The sequence below is a fragment of the Morganella sp. TYF_1 genome (assembly GCF_043105645.1).
Classification (GTDB): domain Bacteria; phylum Pseudomonadota; class Gammaproteobacteria; order Enterobacterales; family Enterobacteriaceae; genus Morganella; species Morganella morganii_B.
In genome coordinates this window covers 307532-333011 of sequence record NZ_JBICLU010000018.1, presented here as the reverse complement: position 1 = coordinate 333011, position 25480 = coordinate 307532, and the positions used below count along the sequence as shown (strand labels likewise).

The 25480-nt window shown below is 55.5% G+C and carries 21 protein-coding genes; 17 read left to right on the top strand and 4 right to left on the bottom strand.

Translation table 11 applies throughout. The features are described from left to right. The first annotated feature begins 41 nt into the window (after positions 1-41). Together ACF8OF_RS10765 and ACF8OF_RS10760 are read left to right on the top strand one after the other, a co-directional pair. The gene (locus tag ACF8OF_RS10765) at positions 42-1310 is read left to right on the top strand and encodes a GntP family permease (protein WP_046893048.1); all 1269 of its coding nucleotides are present in this window, start codon (positions 42-44) and stop codon (positions 1308-1310) included. Positions 1311-1322: 12 nt separating this feature from the next. Further along, positions 1323-2459 carry a glycerate kinase gene (locus ACF8OF_RS10760; protein WP_392496578.1) on the top strand — a complete coding sequence of 379 codons (1137 nt, stop codon included), beginning with the start codon at positions 1323-1325 and terminating at the stop codon, positions 2457-2459. A gap of 1 nt (position 2460) precedes the next feature. On the opposite strand, the gene ACF8OF_RS10755 is transcribed toward ACF8OF_RS10760, so the two are convergent. After that, entirely contained in the window at positions 2461-3291 is an 831-nt protein-coding gene (locus ACF8OF_RS10755; protein ID WP_392496576.1) for a hypothetical protein, read from the bottom strand. 434 nt (positions 3292-3725) lie between these two features. Between ACF8OF_RS10755 and ACF8OF_RS10750 the strand changes: the two genes are divergently transcribed. Genes ACF8OF_RS10750 through livF form a run of 5 tightly spaced genes read left to right on the top strand, consistent with a single transcriptional unit; the run spans position 3726 to position 8560 of the window. Beyond that, positions 3726-4838, top strand: coding sequence for a branched-chain amino acid ABC transporter substrate-binding protein (locus tag ACF8OF_RS10750; protein ID WP_262882713.1), 1113 nt, complete (start codon positions 3726-3728; stop codon positions 4836-4838). 47 nt (positions 4839-4885) lie between these two features. Continuing rightward, a complete protein-coding gene (gene livH / locus ACF8OF_RS10745) occupies positions 4886-5812 on the top strand; it encodes a high-affinity branched-chain amino acid ABC transporter permease LivH (RefSeq protein ID WP_004236259.1) in 927 nt (308 codons plus the stop codon). Continuing rightward, positions 5809-7092, top strand: a complete 1284-nt coding sequence (locus ACF8OF_RS10740; RefSeq protein ID WP_392496574.1) for a high-affinity branched-chain amino acid ABC transporter permease LivM — start codon at positions 5809-5811, stop codon at positions 7090-7092. The genes livH and ACF8OF_RS10740 overlap by 4 nt, the downstream gene beginning before the upstream one ends. Next, complete coding sequence (gene livG, locus ACF8OF_RS10735; RefSeq protein ID WP_262860851.1) at positions 7089-7859, top strand: high-affinity branched-chain amino acid ABC transporter ATP-binding protein LivG; 771 nt, start codon at positions 7089-7091, stop codon at positions 7857-7859. The genes ACF8OF_RS10740 and livG overlap by 4 nt, the downstream gene beginning before the upstream one ends. Further along, positions 7859-8560: a high-affinity branched-chain amino acid ABC transporter ATP-binding protein LivF gene (gene livF, locus ACF8OF_RS10730; RefSeq protein ID WP_392496573.1), complete on the top strand. Its 702-nt coding sequence runs from the start codon at positions 7859-7861 to the stop codon at positions 8558-8560. The genes livG and livF overlap by 1 nt, the downstream gene beginning before the upstream one ends. Here the strand turns inward: livF and ACF8OF_RS10725 are convergent, their stop codons facing one another. After that, positions 8561-9403 (bottom strand): tetratricopeptide repeat protein, encoded by an 843-nt coding sequence (locus ACF8OF_RS10725; protein ID WP_392496572.1) that lies wholly within the window; start codon positions 9401-9403, stop codon positions 8561-8563. A gap of 56 nt (positions 9404-9459) precedes the next feature. Between ACF8OF_RS10725 and ACF8OF_RS10720 the strand changes: the two genes are divergently transcribed. The 9 genes from ACF8OF_RS10720 (at position 9460) to ACF8OF_RS10680 (ending at position 19571) form a co-directional block, all read left to right on the top strand. Beyond that, positions 9460-9648 (top strand): hypothetical protein, encoded by a 189-nt coding sequence (locus ACF8OF_RS10720; protein WP_392496571.1) that lies wholly within the window; start codon positions 9460-9462, stop codon positions 9646-9648. Continuing rightward, complete coding sequence (locus ACF8OF_RS10715) at positions 9645-10115, top strand: GNAT family N-acetyltransferase (protein WP_392496570.1); 471 nt, start codon at positions 9645-9647, stop codon at positions 10113-10115. The genes ACF8OF_RS10720 and ACF8OF_RS10715 overlap by 4 nt, the downstream gene beginning before the upstream one ends. A gap of 130 nt (positions 10116-10245) precedes the next feature. After that, entirely contained in the window at positions 10246-10335 is a 90-nt protein-coding gene (locus ACF8OF_RS10710; protein ID WP_071997682.1) for a potassium-transporting ATPase subunit F, read from the top strand. Then, positions 10335-12017, top strand: a complete 1683-nt coding sequence (gene kdpA, locus ACF8OF_RS10705) for a potassium-transporting ATPase subunit KdpA (RefSeq protein ID WP_108656180.1) — start codon at positions 10335-10337, stop codon at positions 12015-12017. Before ACF8OF_RS10710 ends, kdpA begins: the two co-directional genes overlap by 1 nt. A 16-nt stretch (positions 12018-12033) precedes the next feature. After that, complete coding sequence (gene kdpB, locus ACF8OF_RS10700; RefSeq protein ID WP_392496567.1) at positions 12034-14082, top strand: potassium-transporting ATPase subunit KdpB; 2049 nt, start codon at positions 12034-12036, stop codon at positions 14080-14082. Positions 14083-14091: 9 nt separating this feature from the next. Further along, complete coding sequence (gene kdpC / locus ACF8OF_RS10695; RefSeq protein WP_392496566.1) at positions 14092-14682, top strand: potassium-transporting ATPase subunit KdpC; 591 nt, start codon at positions 14092-14094, stop codon at positions 14680-14682. A gap of 15 nt (positions 14683-14697) precedes the next feature. Beyond that, positions 14698-17385 carry a two-component system sensor histidine kinase KdpD gene (gene kdpD, locus ACF8OF_RS10690; RefSeq protein ID WP_392496564.1) on the top strand — a complete coding sequence of 896 codons (2688 nt, stop codon included), beginning with the start codon at positions 14698-14700 and terminating at the stop codon, positions 17383-17385. Next, entirely contained in the window at positions 17382-18065 is a 684-nt protein-coding gene (gene kdpE / locus ACF8OF_RS10685) for a two-component system response regulator KdpE (protein ID WP_392496562.1), read from the top strand. The genes kdpD and kdpE overlap by 4 nt, the downstream gene beginning before the upstream one ends. Before the next feature lie 165 nt (positions 18066-18230). Further along, positions 18231-19571 carry an anaerobic C4-dicarboxylate transporter gene (locus ACF8OF_RS10680; protein ID WP_025151876.1) on the top strand — a complete coding sequence of 447 codons (1341 nt, stop codon included), beginning with the start codon at positions 18231-18233 and terminating at the stop codon, positions 19569-19571. Positions 19572-19625: 54 nt separating this feature from the next. Here the strand turns inward: ACF8OF_RS10680 and ACF8OF_RS10675 are convergent, their stop codons facing one another. Next, positions 19626-21182, bottom strand: coding sequence for a methyl-accepting chemotaxis protein (locus tag ACF8OF_RS10675; protein ID WP_392496621.1), 1557 nt, complete (start codon positions 21180-21182; stop codon positions 19626-19628). Positions 21183-21641: 459 nt separating this feature from the next. Here ACF8OF_RS10675 and ACF8OF_RS10670 point away from each other — a divergent pair, with 459 nt between their 5' ends. Continuing rightward, positions 21642-23114, top strand: a complete 1473-nt coding sequence (locus ACF8OF_RS10670; protein WP_392496561.1) for an amidohydrolase family protein — start codon at positions 21642-21644, stop codon at positions 23112-23114. 93 nt (positions 23115-23207) lie between these two features. Here ACF8OF_RS10670 and fhuA read toward each other — a convergent pair whose 3' ends face one another. After that, on the bottom strand, positions 23208-25385 hold the full coding sequence (fhuA, locus tag ACF8OF_RS10665; protein ID WP_392496559.1) for a ferrichrome porin FhuA: 2178 nt from the start codon (positions 25383-25385) through the stop codon (positions 23208-23210). Between the last annotated feature and the right edge of the window lie 95 nt (positions 25386-25480).

Here is a 25480-nt window from a genome sequence, read left to right as displayed (position 1 = left end):
TGTTCTGTCCGAATAATCATAACTACAGCAGGAGTCTGCACATGGTGACTGTTTCAGCTTTGGGCGCAATGGTTGCGCTGGTCGTGGCGATAGGGTTAATACTGAAAAAAGTACCGCCGGTATACGGGATGATGGCGGGGGCGCTGGCCGGAGGATTGGTCGGCGGTGCGGATCTGGTGCAGACGGTGACACTGATGGTCACCGGTGCTCAGGGGATCACCAACGCGGTGCTGCGTATTCTGGCGGCGGGTGTGCTGGCCGGGGTACTGATTGAATCCGGTGCGGCGAATACCATTGCGGAAACCATTGTCCGTAAAGTGGGTGAAAAGCGGGCACTGCTGGCGCTGGCGGTGGCAACCCTGTTACTGACAGCCGTTGGTGTGTTTATCGACGTGGCTGTTATCACCGTTTCGCCGATTGCGCTGGCGATTGCGCACCGCGCGGACTTGTCCAAAATGGCGATTCTGCTGGCGATGATCGGCGGCGGTAAAGCGGGTAACGTGATGTCTCCGAACCCGAACACCATTGCAGCGGCGGATAACTTTAACGTACCGCTGACATCACTGATGGCGGCGGGGATTATCCCGGGCATTTTCGGGCTGATCGTGGCGTATTTTCTGGCGAAGCGTTTGGTTCACCGTGGTTCAAAAGTGACGCAGGAAGAGCTGATTGCGGCGCATCATGATGGTAAGTTACCGGGATTCTGGGCGGCAATGAGTGCCCCGCTGGTGGCAATTTTTCTGCTGTCACTGCGTCCGGTCGCCGGTATCAGCATTGATCCGCTGATCGCCCTGCCGGTCGGCGGTCTGGCCGGTGCGCTGATCATGGGACGCTTCCGCCAGTCTAATCATTTTATTACCTCCGGGCTGAGCCGGATGGCACCGGTGGCAATTATGCTGCTGGGAACCGGAACCCTGGCGGGGATTATCGCCAACTCCGGTCTGAAAGATGTGTTAATTAACGGCCTGACGGCGTCCGGTCTGCCATCCTATCTGCTGGCACCGATTTCTGGGGCACTGATGTCCATGGCAACCGCATCCACCACAGCGGGTACGGCGGTGGCATCTGCGGTATTCAGCTCAACACTGCTTGATCTGGGCGTGAGTGCGCTGGCCGGGGCGGCGATGATCCACGCCGGTGCGGTGGTGCTCGACCAGATGCCGCACGGCAGCTTCTTCCATGCAACCGGCGGCAGTGTCAATATGCAGGTTCATGAGCGTCTGAAATTACTGCCTTACGAAACCATGGTGGGTCTGGTGATCGCGATTGTCTCCACACTGATTTTCGGTGTCTTCGGGTTTGGCGGGTAAAAGGAATTAAGTATGAAAATAGTGATTGCTCCGGATTCATTTAAAGAGAGTCTGACCGCCCTTCAGGTCGCTGATGCGGTGGAAGCGGGATTCAGAACCATTTTCCCTGATGCGCAGTACATCAAACTGCCGATGGCGGACGGCGGCGAGGGCACAGTGGTCTCTATTATTGAAGCCACACAGGGAACACTGAAAGAAACCGGGGTTACAGCACCACTGGGGAATAAAGTGACCGGGTTTTACGGGCTGTCCGGTGACGGCAAAACTGCCATTATTGAGATGGCAGCCGCCTCCGGGTTACATCTGGTGCCGCCTGCACAGCGCGACCCGCGCATAACCACCACCTTCGGCACCGGGGAACTTATCCTGGCAGCGCTGGATGACGGCGCGGAGAAAATTATCCTCGGGATCGGCGGCAGTGCCACCAATGACGGCGGTGCCGGGATGATGCAGGCGCTGGGCGTGGTATTCCGTGATGAACAGGGAAACTCACTGCCATTCGGCGGCAGTGCGCTGGCAACACTGGCCTCGGTGGATTTGTCCGGGCTGGATCCGCGTCTGGCGAAGACAGAGTTTGTGGTGGCTTGTGATGTGAATAATCCGCTGTGCGGACCGAAAGGGGCATCTGCCACCTTCGGGCCGCAGAAAGGCGCGACACCGGCGATAGTCAGTGAGCTGGATGCGGCGCTGCGTCACTACGCGGAAGTGATTGAATCCCTGACCGGTAAGTCACTGAGTGATGTCGCCGGTGCCGGCGCGGCAGGCGGCATGGGCGTTCCGCTGATGGCATGGCTTGATGCCCGGATGCAGCCGGGCATTGAGATGGTGATCGAAACACTGGATCTGAACGCGGTGGTGAAAGACGCTGATCTGGTGATCACCGGGGAAGGGCGGATGGACAGTCAGACGATTCAGGGAAAAACCCCGGCGGGTGTGGCGAAAGCCGCAAAAGCGCGCGGAATTCCGGTGATCGCGCTGGTTGGCGGGATGAGTGACGACTATGCCGTTGTGCATGAACACGGTATTGATGCCGTGTTCTCTGTGATCCCGCGGGTTTGCTCTCTGGATGAGGCACTGGCACAGGCGGCGGTCAATATTGAAGTTGCCGCCCGTAATATCGCAGCGGTACTGGCGATGAAAACAGGATAAATCAGTAATATTCGTAGCGGGATTCCAGCGTGATCCCGCTGCTCTGAATAGTGGCAGAACCTTCTAACTGGATCGCTTTGATCATGGTCTGCAATTCACAGTTTCCGTACTTATCCCATCGGTAGCAGTTATAGGAATAGGTGCTTTTTCCCCAGAATGTCGGCAGTTTTTGTGTGACGCTGACGACCTGATTCTGTTCGTTATAGGTATATTCCTGCGTCATCACATTCGGCTGCTCAATATCAGTCAGCAGCCCGTCAGCGTCATAATGATAAACTGTCACCCGTGTTTCACCGTTCTCTGTCTCTTTCCCGGAAACCAGGCGATTATTTTGATAACGGTAGCGGGTCTCTGACTGCCAGGATTGGTTATCCGGCGTTGTTTTATAGGATTCTGTCAGGCTGACGATCCGGTTTTCTGCATTACGGGTATATTGCTGATCAATCTGCGTGCTCAGTGTGGTATCGCCCGGGATCACATTACTGATGGTGATGGTCGCCTGATCCGGATTTTCCGGCATGATTTGTGTGGTTTGCGTAATCGGTACCTGGCCTTCTTCTATCGCCATTTCGCGGTATTCATAATCATATTGTGTCAGGTCAGCGCACGGACCGAAGTGCAGTTTTTCTTTCACCCACAGGATAAGCCCCATCGAGCGGTAAGACGTGATGGTGATTGATTTTACCGGCCCGTAATATTTCGTGCCGGTAATAATAAATGTATTTTGCCGGTTAATATCCTGAGCAGCAGTATCGCACTGACCGGGGGTTACCGCTGCCGCAGTCAGCGGCAGCGCAAAAGTGAGCAGGAGTATGCCTGTTAGTTTATTCATGGCGCGGACCATTCCATCAGTCAGAGTGAACAGAAAACCCGGATCCGGACAAATCAATCAGTAAACTGAATCAGACCCCGGGTTACTACGTCGCCGGATGAATCTAATAACAAAGAGAGATAATTGCTATCGGAATAGTGGGGAAAACTATTTTTCCGGTGATGAATTTCCGCATTAAGTTATCCTTAACGAATCATTAACCAGTTTATAACACTGTTTTTTGCCGAAAAAACACCCGATTGCAACCGGATATTATCCTGTTAATGATGCAATAATCTCCTTTTCTGATTTGCTTTTCAGAATAAAAATCCTGTTTAATGAACTGAAAATAAAGCATTAATTAATGTAATGCGACTCATTATAACGGAACTTTTAAAAATACCGCACATGCTGACCGTCCGGTCACTGCAACGCTAACCGATGGGGATGTTCTGATGAAAAAAACAATGAAAATGGCCGTCATTGCCGGGGCTGTATCCTGTGCATTAAGTGCAGCGGCGTACGCTGAAGATATTAAAGTCGCGGTGGTGGGCGCAATGTCCGGGCCGGTCGCACAATACGGTGATATGGAGTTTACCGGTGCCCGTCAGGCGATTGAGGACATCAACGCCAAAGGCGGGATTAACGGCAATAAACTGGTGATCACCGAATACGATGACGCCTGTGACCCGAAACAGGCGGTGGCGGTCGCCAACAAAGTGATTAATGACGGCATGCGTTATGTGATCGGACACCTCTGCTCCTCCTCCACACAACCCGCGTCAGATATTTATGAGGACGAAGGGATCCTGATGATCACCCCGGCGGCAACCAATGCGGATTTAACCACGCGCGGTTACAGCCTGATCATGCGCACCACCGGCCTGGATTCTGACCAGGGCCCGACTGCCGCAAAATATATCCTCGAAAAAGTGAAACCGCAGCGTATTGCCGTGGTGCATGACAAGCAGCAGTACGGTGAAGGCCTGGCGCGTTCCGTGAAAGACAATCTGAACAACGCCGGGGTGAAAGAAGTGCTGTTTGAAGGGGTCACGGCGGGTGATAAAGATTTCTCCGCGCTGGTGGCGCGTCTGAAGAAAGAAAATGTCGATTTTGTCTATTTCGGCGGTTACTACCCGGAAATGGGACAGATTTTACGCCAGGCAAAACAGGCGGGGCTGAATATCCGCTTTATGGGGCCGGAAGGCGTGGGTAACTCCTCACTCTCCAACATTGCCGGTGACGCATCTGAAGGCATGCTGGTGACGCTGCCGAAACGCTATGACCAGGTGCCTGCCAACAAACCGGTGGTGGATGCCCTGGCAGCGAAGAAACTGGATGCCACAGGGCCATTCGTCTGGACAACCTATGCCGCATTACAGTCACTGACCACCGCAATGCAGCGCAGCGGCAGCATGGAACCGGCGGATCTGGCCGCCGATCTGAAAGGTAAGCCGGTCGAAACGGTCATGGGCGAACTGAGCTGGACACCAAACGGGGATCTGAAAGGTTTCGAGTTCGGCGTATTTGAATGGCACAAAGACGGAACCTCATCACCGCTGAACTGATCCGCAGTGGTGACTGATGCGGGCAGTGTGTTTCAGGGGAGTGCGCTATGTCAGAACAATTATTATATTTTACGCAACAATTGCTGAACGGATTAACGCTGGGAAGCACTTATGCCCTGATCGCCATCGGTTACACCATGGTGTACGGCATTATCGGCATGATTAACTTTGCCCACGGCGAAGTGTATATGATCGGCAGTTACGTCTCGTTTATTGTAATTGCCGGGCTGATGATGCTGGGGATTGATGTCGGCTGGCTGTTAATTACCGCTGCATTTATTACAGCGATAATTATTGCCAGTGCCTATGGCTGGAGTATCGAACGGGTCGCCTACCGGCCCGTCCGTCACTCAAAACGGCTGATTGCCCTGATTTCGGCGATCGGGATGTCCATTTTTCTGCAAAACTTTGTCAGTCTTTCCCAGGGCTCCCGCGATCTCGCGCTGCCCGGGCTGATCAACGGTCGCTGGACCTTCGGGGAAAGCGGCGGTTTCTCCGCCACGGTTTCCGCTATGCAGATCACCATCTGGGTGGTGACGGTGCTGGCCATGCTGGCGCTGACCCTTTTTATCCGTTACTCACGAATGGGGCGTGCCTGCCGGGCTTGTGCGGAAGATCTGAAAATGGCCGGTTTGCTCGGGATCAACACCGATCGCGTAATCGCACTGACCTTTGTGATCGGTGCAGCAATGGCAGCGGTGGCCGGGGTGCTGCTGGGGCAGTTTTACGGCGTGATCAACCCGTACATTGGCTTTATGGCCGGGATGAAAGCCTTTACCGCAGCGGTTCTCGGCGGGATCGGCAGTATTCCCGGGGCGATGATCGGCGGGGTGATCCTCGGCGTGTCAGAAGCCATGACCTCCGCCTATTTCAGTACGGAATATAAAGATGTGGTTTCATTCGGCTTGCTTATCCTTGTGTTACTGGTGATGCCGACCGGGATCCTCGGGCGTCCGGAGGTTGAAAAGGTATGACAAAATCTCACTGGATCAACGCCATTGTCGCCACCGTAACGCTGTTTGTGCTGGCCTCGGTGATGATGGGGCTGCAATTGTCCCTCGACGGCACCCGTCTGATAGTCCGCAACGCCGATGCTGTCCGCTGGGAGTGGATCGGCACCGGCTGTGTGATTGTCTTTATCTTTCAGCTGGTGCGCCCGTCACTGAAAAAACTGACGGCGCGTCTGCCGAAAAGCAGCTGTTCCCTGCCGGGTTTTGACGGCTCCACCAACACGCAGAAAATTATTGCCGGGCTGATTATTATCGCTGCCATTATCTGGCCGTTTATGGTGTCGCGCGGCAGTGTGGATGTCGCCACCTTAACCCTTATTTATGTGATGCTCGGCCTCGGGCTGAATGTGGTGGTCGGGTTATCCGGCCTGCTGGTGCTGGGCTACGCCGGATTCTACGCTATCGGTGCCTACACCTACGGGCTGATGAACCACTATTTCGGCTGGGGATTCTGGCAAAGCCTGCCGCTGGCCGGTATTGCCGCAGCGCTGTCCGGTTTACTGCTTGGTTTCCCGGTACTGCGGCTGCGCGGGGATTATCTGGCGATTGTGACACTCGGCTTCGGGGAAATTGTCCGTATTCTGCTGCTGAATAATACGGAATTTACCGGCGGGCCGAACGGCATCAGTCAGATCCCGAAACCGACGCTGTTCGGACTGGAATTCAGCCGGACCGCCAAAGAGGGCGGCTGGGATACGTTCCACAATTTCTTCGGCCTGGCGTATGACCCGGGCGATCGTATTATCTTCCTGTATCTGGTCGCGCTGCTGCTGGTACTGGCAACACTGTTTATTATCAGCCGGTTACTGAGAATGCCGTTGGGCCGGGCGTGGGAAGCGCTGCGTGAGGATGAAATCGCCTGCCGCTCTCTGGGGCTCAGCCCGACACGTATCAAACTGACGGCGTTTACCATCAGTGCGGCCTTTGCCGGGGTGGCGGGTACGTTATTTGCCGCCCGTCAGGGTTTTATCAGCCCGGAATCCTTTACCTTCACAGAATCGGCTTTTGTGCTGGCAGTGGTGGTGCTGGGCGGTATGGGCTCACAAACCTCGGTGATTCTGGCCGCCGTTATCCTGGTGGTTTCCCGTGAAATGATGCGTGATCTGAACGCTTACAGCATGCTGTTGCTCGGGGCGCTGATGGTGCTGATGATGGTCTGGCGACCGCAGGGATTACTGCCGGTGTCGCGTCCGCACCTGAAAGTCAGCACAACGGATGCGGAAAAAACCGGAGGTGCGCAATGACTGATACCTTATTGCAGGTCTCCGGCCTGACTATGCGTTTCGGTGGCCTGCTGGCGGTGAACAATGTATCGCTGGAGCTGAACCGGGGCGAGATAGTCTCTCTGATCGGCCCCAACGGTGCGGGAAAAACCACGATCTTCAACTGCCTGACCGGTTTCTACAAACCGGCGGACGGGCAGATCCTGCTGCGCGGAAAACCGGTGCAGGGGTTATCCGGACAGGCAATCGCCCGTCTCGGTATGATCCGCACCTTCCAGCATGTGCGTTTATTCCGGGAAATGACGGTGATTGAAAACCTGCTGGTGGCGCAGCATCAGCATCATAAAAGCGGATTACTCGCCGGGCTGCTGACATTGCCCTCATTCCGCCGTGATCAGCGTGAAGCCACGGAGCGTGCGGTGATGTGGCTGGACAGAATCGGGCTGACGGCACTGGCAAACCGGCAGGCGGGTAACCTGGCGTATGGTCAGCAGCGGCGGCTGGAAATCGCCCGCTGTATGGTGACCCGGCCGGATATTCTGATGCTGGATGAACCGGCGGCCGGGCTGAACCCGAAAGAAACGGACGACCTCGATGCACTGATCGCGGAACTGCGGGCGGAGCACGGCGTCTCTGTCCTGCTGATCGAACATGATATGAAACTGGTGATGGGAATTTCAGACCGGATCTATGTGGTGAACCAGGGAACGCCGCTGGCAAGCGGCAGCCCGGCGGCGATCCGCAACCATCCGGATGTGATCCGTGCGTATTTGGGGGAGGCATACTGATGCTGGAATTTAATCGTGTCTCCGCGCAGTACGGCAAAATTCAGGCGCTGCATGACGTCAGCCTGTCGGTGCGCAAAGGGGAAATTGTCACCCTGATCGGCGCGAACGGCGCGGGGAAAACCACGCTGCTCAGCACACTGTGCGGGGAGCCGCGGGCAACCACCGGTGAGATCCGCTATCTCGGGGAGAACATCACGGCACTGCCGACGGCTCAGATCATGCGCAAAGACATTGCACTGGTGCCGGAAGGGCGGCGCGTGTTCGGGCGGATGACGGTAGAAGAGAATCTGGCCATGGGCGGATTTTTTGCATCCAAACCGCAGTATCAGGCACGGATTGCTCAGGTATATGAGCTTTTCCCGAGGCTTCAGGAGCGCCGCCATCAGCGGGCGGGAACAATGTCCGGTGGTGAGCAGCAGATGCTGGCTATCGGCCGCGCGCTGATGAGCAGTCCTCAGCTGTTACTGCTGGATGAACCGTCCCTCGGGCTGGCGCCGATTATTATTATGCAGATTTTCGATACCATCCGTGAACTGCGCGATGCGGGTATGACTATCTTTTTGGTCGAACAGAATGCCAACCAGGCGCTGAAACTGGCAGACAGAGGTTATGTGCTTGAAAACGGGCGGGTCGTACTGGAGGATACCGGTCCGGCACTGCTGGTGAATGAAGCGGTCAGAAGCGCCTATCTGGGCGGATGATTACGGTTTTCCGGAGAAAATCTGACGGAATGTATCCTCATTTTCTGTCAGATTTTTTACCCACGGGCAGGCTTCAGGCTCGCCGTTGTCACAGGCGGCTTTCATCAGCGCCACACCTTTGCCGTAATCCTGCTGCGTGCCGTGCCCCTGAAGAGACATCATGGCGAGATAAAACTGAGCCGGGCCGTGTGACTGCCGCGCCGCGCGCTCATAAAAATTCCGGGCAATGGCGCAATCACTCCGTTCACAACCTTTTCCGCGATAATACATTACACCCAGCTGATAAAGCGCGTCCGGCTGATCCTGAGCTGCCGCTTTCTCGAACCAGGTTCTGGCTTTACTGATATCCTGATCCGCCCCTTCGCCATATAAATACATCATACCCAGCTGATACCGGGCAACGGCCATATTCTGCCTGGCTGCCTGTTCAAACCAGTAATGGGCCTGCACCATCTCTTTGTTGTCACGATGGTTTAAATCGGCCAGATGAAGGTACACATTGGCCAGATTTACCTGTCCCGGCGCATATTTCTGCACTGCGGCTTTTTCAAACCAGACTTTGGCGTCCTGTAATGACTTCACAGACTGATCATTGAGCAGGAGCAGTTTTCCCAGCTCATTCTGGGCATACGGGTTATTTTGTTCTGCGGCTTTCCGGTACCAGTATTTGGCCTGCACAATATCCTGCTGTGCGCGGAAGTCATCCGCCAGTGTTATCTGTGCGGCAATATTACCGCGCAGTGCCCTGGCTTCGGTATGTTGTACTGCCGCCTGTTTCGCCTGAAGCGGCGCGGCAGTAAACAGTACGGCAAGCAGGAGTCCTGCGGTGGTGACGGTTTTCATTACACATCCTGTTATTGATGATGGCATCAGTTTCCTGCGGACATAACCGGGTGATCATGACCAATGTAAAAAGCGGGCAGGCCCGGATGCCCGCTGATGGTGCACCACAATGGTGCAAAATGCGCTTTTCTGCAACGGGAACCGGCGGAAAAGGCAGACAGAAAAAATGGAATGATTATTGCAGTCATTATTGCAGACAAAAAACCGGATTTTTTACCGTTTATAGCTATATGAGGCATTTATGACTGAGTACGATTTTGTAATAAAAGCGGATGATTTATCCTCACCGCAAACCGGGGCGCTGATTGCCCTGCATTTACAGGGAATGGCGCAAAATACGCCGCAGGAGCATGTTTATGCCCTGGACCAAAGTGGTCTGCGGGCGGATAACATCCGTGTCTGGAGTGTATGGGACGGTGACCGTATCGCGGCTGTCGGGGCGCTGAAACCGCTTTCTGATACGCAGGGTGAAATAAAATCGATGCGGGCTCATCCGGATTTTCGCGGCAAAGGGGCGGGTAAATTACTGCTGCTGCACATTATTGCACAGGCAAAACAGGATGGTATGACCCGCCTGAGCCTCGAGACCGGCTGCCATCCGGATTTTGAAGCGGCGCTGGCGCTGTACCGCCGCTGTGGTTTTCAGTCCGGGGCGGCGTTTGGTGATTATCAGGCCGGTGAACATCATCAGTTTTTCCATCTGGACTTGTGATAACAGGGCGGGTTGACGGAAACCCGCATTTTTATACTTTTTTTATACCTTTCCCGCCGAATTTTGCGACATCTTTGCACCCGCTTTTCTAGACTCAATGATGAATACCTCACACATGTAAGGACAAGTTATGAGTCTGGCTCTTATTGCAGGTATCGCCGGTACATTACTGCTGCTGGCATACCTCCTTTATGCCCTGATTAAGGCGGAGAAATTCTGATGGCCGCGAATGCCTTTTTACTTATCGCCGGGTTTCTGATTGTTTTGCTGATTGCGGCAAAACTACTCAGTAATCTGCTGGTCTGCTTTATTGACGGCACACCGCTGCCGGTGCTGCGCCGTGTGGAAGGTGTACTGTGGCGCTTTGCGGGAATTGGCCGCGACGAAATGCGCTGGCAGGGATATCTGACGGCACTGCTGCTGTTTAATGCGCTGGGACTGATATTCCTGACGGCGATCCTGATGCTGCAGGCGGATTTACCGCTCAACCCGCGTCACTTCCCGGGGATGTCATGGGATCTGGCGCTGAATACGGCGGTCAGTTTTGTCACTAATACCAACTGGCAGTCTTACAGCGGGGAATCCACGGTCAGCTACTTCAGCCAGATGGCCGGGCTGACAGTACAGAACTTCCTGTCCGCCGCCACCGGTATCGCCGTGGCGTTTGCCCTGATCCGCGCCCTGTGCCGCCGCTCTGTACAGACACTCGGCAATGCGTGGGCAGATCTGACCCGCATCACGCTGTGGTTACTGTTACCACTCTCTGTGATTATTGCGCTGTTCTTTATTTCGCAGGGCGTTATTCAGAACTTCCATGATTATCAAACTATTATCACGCCGGAAGGCGTGCAGCAGGTGCTGCCGATGGGGCCGGTGGCTTCCCAGGAAGCGATTAAACTGCTCGGCACCAACGGCGGCGGATTCTTCGGGGCCAACTCGGCGCATCCGTTTGAAAACCCGACGGCGCTGACTAACTTTGTGCAGATGCTGGCGATTTTCCTGATCCCGGCGGCACTCTGTTTTGCATTCGGGCGCTGTGCCGGTAATCCGGGCCAGGGGCGTGCGCTGCTGGCGGCAATGACCATTGTCTTTGTCGCCGCCGCTGTGGCGGTGATGTGGAGTGAAACGCACGGAAATCCGGCCTTTGCGGGCATGGGGATCGACAGCGCGTTCAATATGGAAGGGAAAGAGAGCCGTTTCGGTATCCTTGCCACCGGGCTGTTTGTGGCTGTGACTACAGCCGCCTCCTGCGGTGCGGTAAACAGCATGCATGATTCCCTGACTCCGCTGGGCGGTCTGGTGCCGCTGTGGCTGATGCAGATCGGTGAAGTGATCTTCGGCGGCGTGGGGGCCGGTTTCTACGGCATGATGCTGTTTGTCTTCCTCGCCGTTTTTATCGCCGGACTGATGATTGGCCGCACGCCGGAATACCTCAGCAAAAAAATTGAGGTTCGGGAGATGAAACTGACCGCGCTGGCGATTCTGGTCACCCCGGCGCTGGTTCTCGGCGGTACGGCACTGGCGATGATGACGGAAGCCGGACGCGGCGCCATGCTCAATCCGGGCGCACACGGCTTCAGTGAAGTACTGTATGCCCTCTCATCCGCGTCAAACAATAACGGCAGTGCCTTTGCCGGGCTGAGTACCAACACCCCGTTCTGGAACCTGCTGCTGGCATTCTGCATGCTTGCGGGTCGTTTTGTGGTGATTGCGCTGGTGATGATGCTGGCGGGTTCGCTGGTCAGCAAAACTATCCGGACCGCCGGTGCAGGCACATTGCCGACAACCGGGCCGCTGTTTACCGGGCTGCTGATTGCCGCAATATTACTGATCGGCGCACTGACCTTTGTTCCTGCACTGGCACTGGGGCCGGTGGCGGAATTTCTTGATTTACTTAAGTGATTGACGGGAGAACACCATGAGTCGTCAGACACAGCGATTATTTGAACCCGCACTGGTGCACCGCGCACTGCCGGATGCATTCCGCAAGCTTTCGCCGGTGGTGCAGTGGCAGAATCCGGTGATGTTTATTGTCTGGTGCGGCAGCCTGCTGACCACACTGCTGGCCGCCGGGATGTTCAGCGGATTTATCAGCGGTAACGGCGGATTTACCCTCACCATCGCCCTGTGGCTGTGGTTTACCGTGCTGTTTGCCAACTTCGCCGAAGCGCTGGCGGAAGGGCGCAGCAAAGCGCAGGCCGACAGCCTGAAAGGGATGAAAAAAACCAGCCGCGCACGTCGTCTGCATGCGGCACAGCGTGACAGCGGCTTTGATATGGTCTCTGCCGACACCCTGCGCAAAGGGGACTGGGTACTGGTGGAAGCGGGCGATCTGATCCCGTGTGACGGTACCGTGCTGGAAGGCGGCGCATCTGTGGATGAGAGCGCGATTACCGGTGAATCCGCCCCGGTGATCCGCGAATCCGGCGGCGATTTTGCCTCTGTTACCGGCGGGACCCGCATTCTGTCCGACTGGCTGATTATTGAGTGCAGTGCCAACCCGGGCGACAGCTTCCTTGACCGCATGATCAGCATGGTCGAAGGCGCGAAACGCAGCAAAACGCCGAACGAGATTGCTCTGACCATTTTGCTGGCTGCCCTGAGTATTGTGTTCCTGCTGGCGGTGGCGACACTCTGGCCGTTTACCGCCTATACCGGTCATCCGGTCACTCTGACGGTCATGATCGCCCTGCTGGTCTGTCTGATCCCGACCACCATCAGCGGCCTGCTCTCCGCCATTGGTGTGGCAGGGATGAGCCGCATGCTGGCGGCTAACGTGATCGCCACCAGCGGCCGGGCGGTGGAAGCTGCCGGGGATGTGGACGTGCTGCTGCTGGACAAAACCGGCACTATCACGCTGGGTAACCGTCAGGCCTCTGCTTTCCTCGCCGCACCCGGTGTGGATGAAAAAACGCTGGCGGATGCGGCACAGCTGTCATCCCTGGCGGATGAAACCCCGGAAGGGCGCAGTATCGTGGTGCTGGCAAAACAGCGTTTCAGCCTGCGGGCACGCAACCTGGAAAGCCTGAATGCCACCTTTATTCCGTTTACCGCTCAGACCCGCATGAGCGGTATCAATGTGGACGGACGCACTATCCGCAAAGGTTCCGTGGATGCTATCCGCCGTTATATTGAGGCCAACCACGGTCACTTCCCGGCGCAGGTTGACAAACTGGTGGAAGAGGTTGCACGCGGCGGCGGTACTCCGCTGGTGGTGGCGGAAGAGCACCGTGTGCTCGGCGTGATCGCCCTGAAAGATATCGTAAAAGGCGGGATCCGCGAACGCTTTGCACAACTGCGTCAGATGGGGATCAAAACGGTGATGATCACAGGGGATAACCGGCTGACGGCGGCGGCGATTGCCGCCGAAGCCGGGGTGGATGATTTCCTCGCGGAAGCGACGCCGGAAGCCAAACTGGCGCTGATCCGTCAGTACCAGAAAGAAGGGCGGCTGGTGGCAATGACCGGCGACGGCACCAATGATGCGCCGGCTCTGGCACAGGCGGATGTTGCGGTTGCCATGAACTCGGGCACCCAGGCGGCGAAAGAGGCGGGGAATATGGTCGATCTGGACTCCAACCCGACCAAGCTGATTGAGGTGGTGCATATCGGTAAACAGATGCTGATGACACGCGGTTCGCTGACCACGTTCAGTATCTCCAATGATATCGCCAAGTATTTTGCCATTATCCCGGCGGCGTTTGCGGTGACTTATCCGCAGCTGGATGCGCTTAATATCATGCGCCTGCACTCACCGGATTCCGCCATGTTAAGTGCGGTGATCTTTAATGCCCTGATTATTGTCTTTCTGATCCCGCTGGCGCTGAAAGGGGTGCCGTATCACGCCCTGAGTGCTGCACAGATGTTACGCCGTAATCTGTGGATCTACGGACTGGGTGGCCTGGTTGTGCCGTTTATCGGTATAAAATTGATCGATATGTTACTGACCCTGACAGGGTTAGTATAAGGATAAACAATGAGTCAGATACGTCCCGCAATCATAATATTTCTGGTTCTGGCACTGGTAACAGGGGTATTTTATCCTCTGCTGACCACCTCACTCGGGGAGTGGTGGTTTGCCCGCCAGGCCAACGGCTCACTGATTGAAGTGAATAACGAAGTCAAAGGCTCGGCGCTGATCGGCCAGCCGTTTACACAGCCCGGCTATTTTCACGGACGCCCGTCAGAAACGGCGGAGCATCCGTATAACGCACTGAGTTCCGGCGGCAGCAACCTGAGCACCGGCAACCCGGAACTGTTACAGCGGGTGGCGCAGCGGGCAGAGACATTAAGGGAGGAAAACCCGGACGCGTCGCATACGGTGCCGGTTGACCTGGTGACCGCCTCTGCCAGCGGGCTGGACCCGGATATCTCCCCGGAGGCCGCTTACTGGCAGGCACCGCGTGTTGCCAAAGCGCGTAATATGACACAGGCTGAGGTGGAGAAACTGATCCGCGAACATATCACCACCCCGGTGCCTGCGTTTACCGGTGTGCCGATCGTGAATGTGCTGACACTGAACCTGGCGCTGGATGCACATGTGACGGACAAAACCAGCCTGAACTAACGGAAGGACAGCATTATGTATGATGAGCCACTGCGTCCCGATCCTGACCAGTTACTGGCACAGGTCACAGAGCGCCCGCGCGGAAAACTGAAGATCTTCTTCGGTGCCTGTGCGGGGGTCGGGAAAACCTACGCCATGCTGAAAGAGGCGCAGCGGCTGCGTGAACAGGGCATTGATGTGCTGGCCGGGGTGGTGGAAACCCACGGTCGCAGTGAAACCGCCGCGTTGCTGGAAGGGCTGCGCATTCTGCCGCTGAAAAAACACAACTACCGGGGACGGCAGGTGGCGGGGTTTGATCTCGATCGCGCACTGGCACTGCATCCGGCGGTGATCCTGATGGACGAACTGGCGCACACCAATATCCCCGGCGCCCGCCACCCGAAACGCTGGCAGGATGTGGAAGAGCTGCTCAATGCCGGGATCGATGTCCTCACCACCATCAATGTGCAGCACCTGGAAAGCCTGAATGACATTGTCGGCGGCGTGACCGGTGTTCGTGTGCGGGAAACCGTGCCGGACCCGGTGTTTGATGCCGCCGATGAAATAGTGCTGGTGGATTTAACCCCGGACGACCTGCTCGACAGACTGCGCGAGGGGAAAGTGTATCTCCCGGCTCAGGCGGAGCGGGCGATCGAGCACTTTTTCCGCAAAGGCAATCTGCTGGCACTGCGTGAACTGGCGCTGCGCCGGACCACCGACCGTGTCGATGAACAGATGCGTGCCTGGCGGGAACGGAAAGGGCAGGAGAAAGTCTGGCACACCCGCGATGCGATTCTGGTCTGCCTGCGTCCGGACGGCGGCAATGAAAAACTGGTGCGTGCCGCCGCCCGGCTGGCGGCACGGCTCGGCAGTGACTGGCATGCCATTTTTGTTGAAACGCCTGCACGGCATAAATTACCGTCTCCGCAGCGGCGTACCCTCCTCACCACCCTGTCACTGGCACAGCAACTGGGTGCCACCACGGCAACGCTGGCAGAGCCGGAGGAGAGCCGGGCGGTGATCCGCTATGCGCGGGAAAATAACCTCGGCAAAATTATGATTGCCCGCCATGAACGGACATCCTGGTGGCGGCGCGACAAATTACAGGAACAGCTCAGCCGCAGTGCCGCTGATCTGGATGTGGTGATGATCGCTCCGCAGGACAGGCAGCCGGAAAACCGCGAAAAATTCAGCGACAACCGGCCGTTTCTGGATAAACACAAAACCGATTTGCAGGGCTGCGTTATTGCGGCACTGATTTGTGCCATCACCACGCTGATGGCGCACCACTGGCTGATGGCCTTTGATAATGCTAACCTGGTGATGCTCTATATCCTGGGTGTGGTGGTGGTGGCGAGGTTCTACGGGCGCTGGCCTTCTGTGTTTGCCACCATTATTAACGTTATCAGCTTTGATCTCTTTCTGATCAACCCGAAAGGCACGCTGGCTGTCTCGGATATGCAGTATCTGCTCACTTTCGCCGTGATGATGACGGTCGGGCTGGTGATCGGCAGTCTGACTGCCGGTGTCCGTTATCAGGCGCGGGTGGCGCGTTACCGCGAACAGCGTACCTGGCATCTCTATGAAATGTCGAAAGCCCTGGCGGTGGCGCGGGAATCTGATGATATTGCCTCGGTCAGTTGCCACTTTATCAGCCACAGCCTGCATGCCCGCTGTGAAATGTTGCTGCCGGATGAACAGGGGAATCTGATCCCGGCCGGCGGCGGCACAGCCGATAACGGCCGTGACGATGCCATCATCCGCTGGAGTTATGACAAAGGCCAGCCCGCCGGGTTCGGTACCGGCACACTGCCCGGTGTGCCGTATCAGATCCTGCCGGTCTGCACGACAGAAAAAGTCTACGGCGTGGTGATTGTGGAGCCGTATAACCGCCGTCAGCTGCTGATCCCCGAACAGCAGCGGCTGCTGGAAACCCTGATCCTGCTGGCAGCGGGGGCACTGGAGCGCCGCACCCTGACAGAACGCGAGGCGCAGTCGCGGCTGGTCAGTGAACGTGAGCAGGTGCGCAACTCACTGCTGGCGGCGCTGTCTCATGATCTGCGCACACCGCTGACCGTGTTGTTTGGTCAGGCGGAGATCCTGACGCTGGATCTGACCAGCGAAGGTTCGCCGTATGCCGCGCAGGCCAATGAGATCCGCCAGCACATCCTCAGCACCACGCGGCTGGTCAATAACCTGCTGGATATGGCGCGGATCCAGTCCGGCGGCTTTAATCTCAATAAAGAGTGGCTGCCGCTGGAAGAGGTGATCGGCAGTGCCCTGCAAATGCTGAAACCGCGCTTTGACACAGATTCGGTGCAGATTGACCTCAATGACCCGATGCAGCTGATTTGTGCTGACGGCCCGTTGTTTGAACGGGTGTTGATCAATCTGCTGGAAAACGCGATAAAATACGCCGGGCCGCAGGCGCAGATTGGCATCCGCTCGCGGTTGTCGGACAATATGATTGATATTGAAGTGTGGGATAACGGACCGGGTATCCCGGCCGGACAGGAAGCACTGATATTTGAGAAATTTTCGCGCGGTCAGAAAGAATCCGCCATTCCGGGGATCGGCCTCGGGCTGGCGATCTGCCGGGCCATTGCCGAAGTGCATGGCGGCACTATTTTAGCCGGAAACCGTGACGGGGGTGGCGCAAGCTTCCATATCCGTCTACCCTGTGAAGATCCGCCCGTGATTGATGAAGATGATAACCTGCTGTGACCACTGTACTGATTGTTGAAGATGAAAAAGGGATCCGCCGCCTTCTGCGCACCGCGCTGGAAGGGGATTCCGTGCGTGTGTTTGAAGCGAAAGACCTGGCGCGCGGGCTGGTGGAAGCCGCGACCCGCAAACCGGACCTGGTGATCCTCGACCTTGGGCTGCCGGACGGTGACGGCATCACCTTTGTGCAGGAATTCCGTCAGTGGAGTTCCGTACCGGTGCTGGTGCTTTCCGCCCGTGACAGTGAGCATGACAAAATTGCCGCGCTGGATGCCGGCGCGGATGACTACATGACCAAACCCTTTGGTGTCGGGGAGTTACAGGCGCGGCTGCGGGTGCTGATGCGCCGCTATCCCGGCAGTGAAAAGAACGATCCCGTCTATGCGTTCGGGGATATCTGTGTGGATATTGCCGCGCGCCAGGTCAGTAAAGGCGGGCAGGAAGTGCATCTCACGCCGATTGAATTCCGCCTGCTGACTATTCTTATCGGCCACAGCGGCAAAGTGCTGACCCAGCGGCAACTGCTCAATGAGGTGTGGGGGCCGAACGCCGTCGAACACGCCCACTACCTGCGTATTTACATGGGGCATCTGCGCCAGAAGCTGGAAACAGATCCTGCCCGTCCTCAGCATTTCATCACTGAAACCGGTATCGGTTACCGGTTTGTCTCCGTTCCCTGAATACCCCCGGCTGTTTTTTTTTACCTCCGTCACTGTTATAGAAAAACTGTTCTGTTTTCCGGCCGTTTTTATTGTTTACATCAAAAAATGGTTATTTTGTGCGCTTTATAGTGAAACCAGGTGATACAGACCCACGGATTTTTAAGTACCTAAAAGGAGTTAGTTATGGATTTTGCTATCCAGCTTGTCGTGGTATTGATCTGTCTGTTTTACGGGGCGCGCAAAGGCGGGATTGCCCTGGGATTGCTGGGCGGGATAGGCCTGGTGCTGCTGGTTTTTGTCTTCCACTTAAAGCCCGGAAAGCCGCCGGTGGATGTGATGCTGGTGATTATTGCGGTCGTGGCGGCATCGGCTACTCTGCAGGCTTCCGGGGGACTGGATGTGATGCTGCAGATAGCAGAGCGTCTGCTGCGGCGTAATCCGAAATATGTCTCAATTGTGGCACCGTTTGTGACCTGTCTGCTGACCATTCTGTGCGGCACCGGTCATGTCGTCTACACCATCTTACCTATCATCTATGATGTCGCGATTAAAAATAATATTCGCCCGGAAAGGCCGATGGCAGCCAGTACAATCGGTTCCCAGATGGGGATAATCGCCAGCCCGGTGTCGGTTGCCGTGGTCTCCCTGGTCGCTATGCTGGGGGATGTGACCATCAACGGCAAACATCTGGGCTTTGTTGACCTGCTGGCGATCACCATTCCGTCCACCCTGATCGGGATACTGTGTATCGGTATCTTCAGCTGGTATCGCGGCAAAGATCTGGATAAGGATCCGGAATTTCAGGCGTTTATCGCAAAACCGGAAAACCGGAAATACGTCTACGGCGATACCGCCACGCTGCTCAATAAAAAATTACCCGCCAGTAACTGGCTGGCAATGTGGATCTTTCTGGCCTCTATCGCGGTCGTGGCATCACTGGGGGCCTTTCCGTGGCTGAGGCCGGTTTTTGACGGCAAGCCGCTGTCGATGGTTCTGGTGATTCAGATCTTTATGCTGCTGGCCGGGGCATTAATTATCATTTTTACCGATACCAAACCGGCATCTATTTCGAAAAATGAAGTGTTCCGCTCGGGGATGATCGCGATTGTGGCGGTTTACGGTATCGCGTGGATGGCGGAAACCATGTTCGGTGCTCACCTTGAGCAGATTGAGAGTGTGCTGGGATCGCTGGTCAAAGAGTATCCGTGGGCTTACGCGGTGGTGCTGCTGCTGGTGTCCAAGTTTGTTAACTCGCAGGCGGCGGCTCTGGCGGCAGTGGTTCCGCTGGCGCTGGCTATCGGGGTAAATCCGGCCTATATCGTGGCATCCGCACCGGCCTGTTACGGTTACTACATTCTGCCGACCTACCCGAGTGACCTGGCGGCTATCCAGTTCGACCGCTCAGGTACCACCAAAATCGGGCGCTTTGTGATTAACCACAGCTTTATTGCGCCGGGACTGATTGGTGTCGGGGTTTCCTGCGTGTGCGGCTGGTTCTTTTCCGCGATGTACGGTTTTCTCTGACAGCTGTCCGGAACAGTGATAACGGGCAGTGATGCCCGTTATCACCGTGCGTTATTAAGACGGCGTTCCGGTAAGCTGAAAGACCCCGACCATCTCATTGAGTGTACCGGCCTGCTCATTCAGGGAAGAGGCGGCGGCAACCGACTGTTCCACCAGGGTGGCATTCTGCTGGGTGGCGGAATCAATCAGTCCGATAGCGCTGTTGATCTGGGTAATGCCGTCAGTCTGTTCATGGCTGGCGTGACCGATCTCATGCAGTAAATCATCCATCTGGCTGACATTACTGATAATACCGCGCAGTGATTCAGCCGCATCTTCCACCAGTTGTAATCCCTCGCGGGTCTGACCGGCAGAGTTTTCAATCAGTGTGCGGATCTCACTGGCAGAATCGGCGCTGCGCTGCGCCAGCAGACGAACCTCACCGGCGACCACCGCAAAACCGCGCCCGTGCTCACCGGCTCTGGCGGCCTCCACGGCGGCATTCAGCGCCAGAATATTGGTCTGGAACGCAATCGAATCAATCAGATTGATAATGTCTGACATCCGGGTGGCGGTGGTGTTGATCGTGCGGATTTTATCCGTCACCTGTTCCATCATCTCGCCGTTGTGTTTCACCACCCCGGCGGTATCTGCCGACAGCGTGGTTGCCTTAAGGGTATTGGCAGCGGTGTTTTTCACCGTTGCGGTGATCTGCTCCATGGAGGCCGCCGTTTCTTCCACCGACGCGGCCTGTTCTTCCGTACGGGCAGCCAGGTTCTGGTTACCGGCAACAATCTGCTCTGCGGTGGCAGACAGGCTGACCGCGCCGTTTTTCACTTCGGTCACGATATCCTGCAAATGCACCTGCATTTCAGCCAGCGCATTGAGCAGCACGCCGGTTTCATCATGATGCGTGACATTGATCTGCTGTGTCAGATCCCCTTGTGCAATGGCGCGGGCAAGCGTCACGGCTTTATCCAGCGGACGGGTGATACTGCGTACAATAATCTGTGCCAGTACGGCACTGATGATGGCACTGATGATGGTCAGGGTGATCAGCAGGAGACGGTTGGTTTTAAAATTACTCTCCACCTGATTTCCCGCCTCTTTCATATGCGCATCCTGAATGGCGATTAACTGCATCACATTATCGCGGTAAGCGCGCTGGATACCGGCGGTGGTATTCACCATCTCATTGATTGCGGCGGCTTCATCTCCGTTTTGTGAGAACTGAACCATGCGGCGCTGAGAAGTAAGGTATTTCTGACGAACATCGCGGATTTCTTTCAGGATGTTCTGAGATGCCTCATCTTTCAGCGTCTCATTAAATTCATCCAGGATCAGGGTGATTTTTTTACTGGTTTCGGAGGCACCGGCAGCCAGCTGACGAATCTGAGGGTTCTTATCATCCAGCAGTAAAAGCTGTTGAATACCGACAAAATCATGAAAGTAATCAATCAGTAAGTTTGCTTTTACCGTGACAGGATAGTCCTCGTCCAGGATATCGCGGATGCCGTCATTGGCGTTGTTCAGACTGACAACGGACAGTGTGGCACTGATAATCATCAGCAGAATGGAAAAGCCAAAAGCCACGAAAAGTTTCGTACTGATTTTAATGCTGCGCAGAAACATCATTCCTCCGGATACTCAGTAAATGACTGGTTATCGGAAACTATAGGGAAAACTTTATCAATTAATTAAATTAATTCATAAGCACATAACGATAACAGCTGAAATAACAACGGATTATCAGGACTATTTTTCTTCAGAGGCGGCCTTTCGCAGCGATAATCTCAGTGCTTAAGACCTTTGTTTTACGCTTTGTTGATGTTTTGTGCTGAGTTTTTATGAGAGAGAGACATAAAAAATGAGGTAAAAAAGTACAGGTTTCTCATTTTTGTCTGTCAGAAATCACGGGATATTTTGCTGAAAAATAAGAATTATTTTCTTTTTTCTTCCGGAACGGAGAATAAACGTCCCCTTTTCCCGGAAAATAAGATGGATTTTATGCTGCCGATTTACAGGTTGATTTTATAATCAGATTGTAATGTACTGGTAAGTACATTTTTGATATTAACCAGAGAGGCCAGCATGGAAAACAATAAAAAAATCATCCGCGGCGGCACAATCATCACAATGGATGATGCCACCGGCGATATTATCAACGGCGCGATACTGATCGAAGGCAACCGGATCAGTGCAATCAGTACTGATATACAGGCATTTGATCACCACACTGATGCGCAGGTGATTGATGCACAAGGGGCGATTGTCACCCCCGGTATGATCGACGCGCACCGCCACAACTGGATGGCGCTGTTCCGTGGTGTCTCGGCGGAAGAGTCGTTACCGGCATTTCTTATCAATACCTTCCATGCATTCGGCGCAATGATGACGGCAGACAATATGTATGCCGCTGTTCTGAACGGCAATATCAGTGCCCTGAATGCCGGTACAACCACCGTTTATGAAGTGAATGACTGCGTTAACTCACCGGAACATGCCGCCAATGCGGTTGCGGCGATGAAAGCCAGCGGTATCCGTGGCGTCTACGGTTACGGCATGCAGGTCTATGATTTTAAACCCGCGGGCTTTGCGTCCATGGATGCACGGCGTGACTGTGCCCGTGATATTTCCGAAACGTTGTTCCGTGACCAGGATCGGCTGGCGCCCGGGATGCTGATTTCCGATCCGGGTACGGTACCGTTTGCCGAATCGGCAAAACAAATCCGTCTGGCGGATAAACTCGGTCTGAAACACGCTTCCCATACAGGCGCAGCCAAAACCTCAGTTTTGCTGCGCGGCCTGCGTGAACTGGACGATCACGGCTTATTACTGCCGGGACATATCCACGCTCACAGTAACGGACTGACCGGCGAAGACTGGAAGCTGATCGCCAAAAGCGGCGGTCATGTGGCGAGCACACCATCCAGTGAGTTACAGATGGGGATGGGTTTCCTGCCTTATCAGCCGTGTGCGGAGTTTGGTATTCCGTTTGCGCTGGGTACGGATTTCATCGGTGTGACAACGGATGACCTGTTCACTCAGATGAATATGGCACTGCAAATCGAGCGGGCACTGGCGAATGAGAAAGTACACCAGCGCGATACCATGCCGTTTGAAATTACCCCGACCATCCGTGAAGCCCTGCACTGGGCAACCCTCGGCGCGGCACAAGTACTGGGACTGGAAAACGAGATCGGCTCACTGGTTGCCGGGAAAAAAGCAGACATCATTATTATCCGCCACAGAGACGGTTTTGTGGCACCGGTCCATGCCGCAGGCAGTGTGGTACAGATGACACACGCCGGTGATGTCGATACCGTGCTGGCCGATGGTGTGATCCGCAAACAAAACGGTGTGCTGACCGGTTTTGATCTGCCTGAGGTAACCCGCTTATCCCATAACGCCCTGGCCGGGCTGGAAACACGCATCCGTGACCGGAAAATCCTCAATGCACAGGAAGTGGAAGCCTTCTTCCGCCTGACGGAACGGATGGCATCCTTCCATTTCGCACAGGCATACAGTGATGAATTTTTTGTTCAGGCCATGAAACAGTCCTGATTTGCAGTGCGCTGCGGCGGGCAGCGGTCTCTCTTAGTGATCCCGCCTTTTCGGGGATTCCGGTTTAATCCGGGATCCCTTTTTTTATGCCTTTTACCAGTGAAGGGTCAGCGTGGTGGTTATCTGACGGTCATTGCCCCAACTGCATGCCGTATCGGTAAAGCAGGCGGAAACATAATGCTTGTTGAACAGATTATTGATATTCAGCGCGATTTCCGCATCCTCAAGGGCAGGGAGGTTATCAAGCCGGTAGCTCAGCATCATATCCGCCACGGTGTAAGCCGGAACGGTGAAGCTGTTGGCGTCATCCCCTTGTGTTTTACCGTTATAACGTACGCCGCCGCCGACAGTCAGGCCGCTGAGCGGTGTGCTGTCAAAGGTATAATCTGTCCACAGCGAGGCAGTGTGCGCCGGGACCATGGCGGGGTGATGATTGGCATTCTCCGCCTGCTGACGGAAACGGGTATCGGTATAAGCATAGCCGGCGATCAGGTTCCAGTTGTAGGTCAGCGCGGCTTTGGTTTCCAGCTCAACCCCCCGCGAACGAATTTTCCCGCCCTGAACACTGAAAAACGGATTCAGCGGGTCGCGGTGCAGGTTATTATCTTTGGTCAGTTCATACACTGCGAGTGTGGCGGACAGCGCAGCATTCTCCGGCAGGTATTTCAGCCCGGCCTCATATTGTTTTCCGCGTGACGGTGACAGCGGTTTTCCGCTGACCGTAGCTGCAGTGCTCGGCTCAAAGGATTCGCTGTAGCTGAAATACGGGGCGAAACCATAAGGCAGCTGATAGTTCACACCACCGCGCCAGGTGAACTCTCTGTCTGTCTGGTGATGGGCGCTGTCTGCGCCGCTGAGGTTATCGTGGCTGCGGGATTTACTGGTATTTTCGTCATAACGGCCGCCGAGGGTGAATGTCCAGTCATCCAGGAAAAGCTGATCCTGGGCATAAATTCCGGTCTGATGATTTTTATTCACCGTGCCGCTGTCTGCCAGCGGTAATACGGTCAGATTACCGTACTGCGGAGATCGCAGATCCAGCGGGGCAGCAACGCCCATCTCATTGGTCATCCGGTTGCGAAGCTGTGAGTAATCCACGCCCGCCATCAGGGTATTGCGCCAGCCGTGACCGCTGATGTTGTGGATGACATGGGTATCAGTGACCAGGCCGGACAGCCGTTCGTCATTGCGGATATGGCTGCGGGAGAGGGTGGATGAGAGATCCTGCTGCGGCACGCCGTAACAGGCCGCCGGATTGCTGCTGCATAATCCGCTGCCGTAAATGGTGCGCCAGTTGGTGCTGATGTGCTGATAACGTAATCCCTGATGCAGCGACCAGTTATCATTGAACGCATGATCAAACTGCCAGCCGATCAGCCGCTGCTGCCGTTCAAAGCGGTTATAGCCCGGCTCGCCTTCGTTAAACCCGGTCGGCAATTTCCCGGCAGCGCCGCTGTCCACTGTTCCTTCACGCGGCAGCCAGCCGTAATAGCCGTTGCACGGGGCATTCATGGCCTGGGCGGTAAGCAGCAAAGAAGTGGCATCATCCGGCTGCCAGAGGTAAGAGCCCTGCAAGGCATAATACCGCTCCCGCTCCCCCTGTTGCTGCTGATGCTGGTCATGCAGTGTGCCGGTCAGGCGGTAAGCCTGTGTTTCCTCATCATTCAGGGCATCACTGAGATCAAACCCGGTCTGCCACAGGTGGTGATCCCCGGCCTGTAAGCGGATTTCCCGCAGCGGATCCCTCTGCGGACGTTTGGAGGTCATCGTGACCACGCCGCCCGGATTGGATTGTCCGTAAAGCACCGACGCCGGGCCTTTCAGCACATCAATCCGCTGCATAAAGTCCGGCAGCATCCGGCTCTCCGCATACATATCCCCCTGTACCTTTAATCCGTCCAGATAGATATTCTGGCTGACATTATGGAAGCCGCGCATCATGACACTGTCGAAAACGGATGAACTGCCGGACGTACCGGTCACCACGCCGGGGGTATATCCCAGCGCCTGTTTCAGCGTGGCAGGATTGCGGACGGTGATTTCCTCCTCACTGATCACCGAAACTGAAGAAGGAACTTTGTTCAGCGGCGTGGCGGTTTTGGTGGCACTGTCGCTGTGTGTGGCGCGGTATGTGCCGTTGCTGTCCAGCGGACTGACCGCAGGCGGCGCGGCGGTGACCACGATTTCATCTTCAGCGGCGTGGCAGACACCGGCAACCAGTAAAGCCGCCAGCGAAAGCCGGAACAGGGAAGTGCGGTATAGTGCAGTCATACATCCTATCTCATTGAATGATAATTATTACCGTCATAAGTGACATGTGTGCGGATGACGGCTGTGATAAATAATGAAAAAGGCTGCCGGAGCAG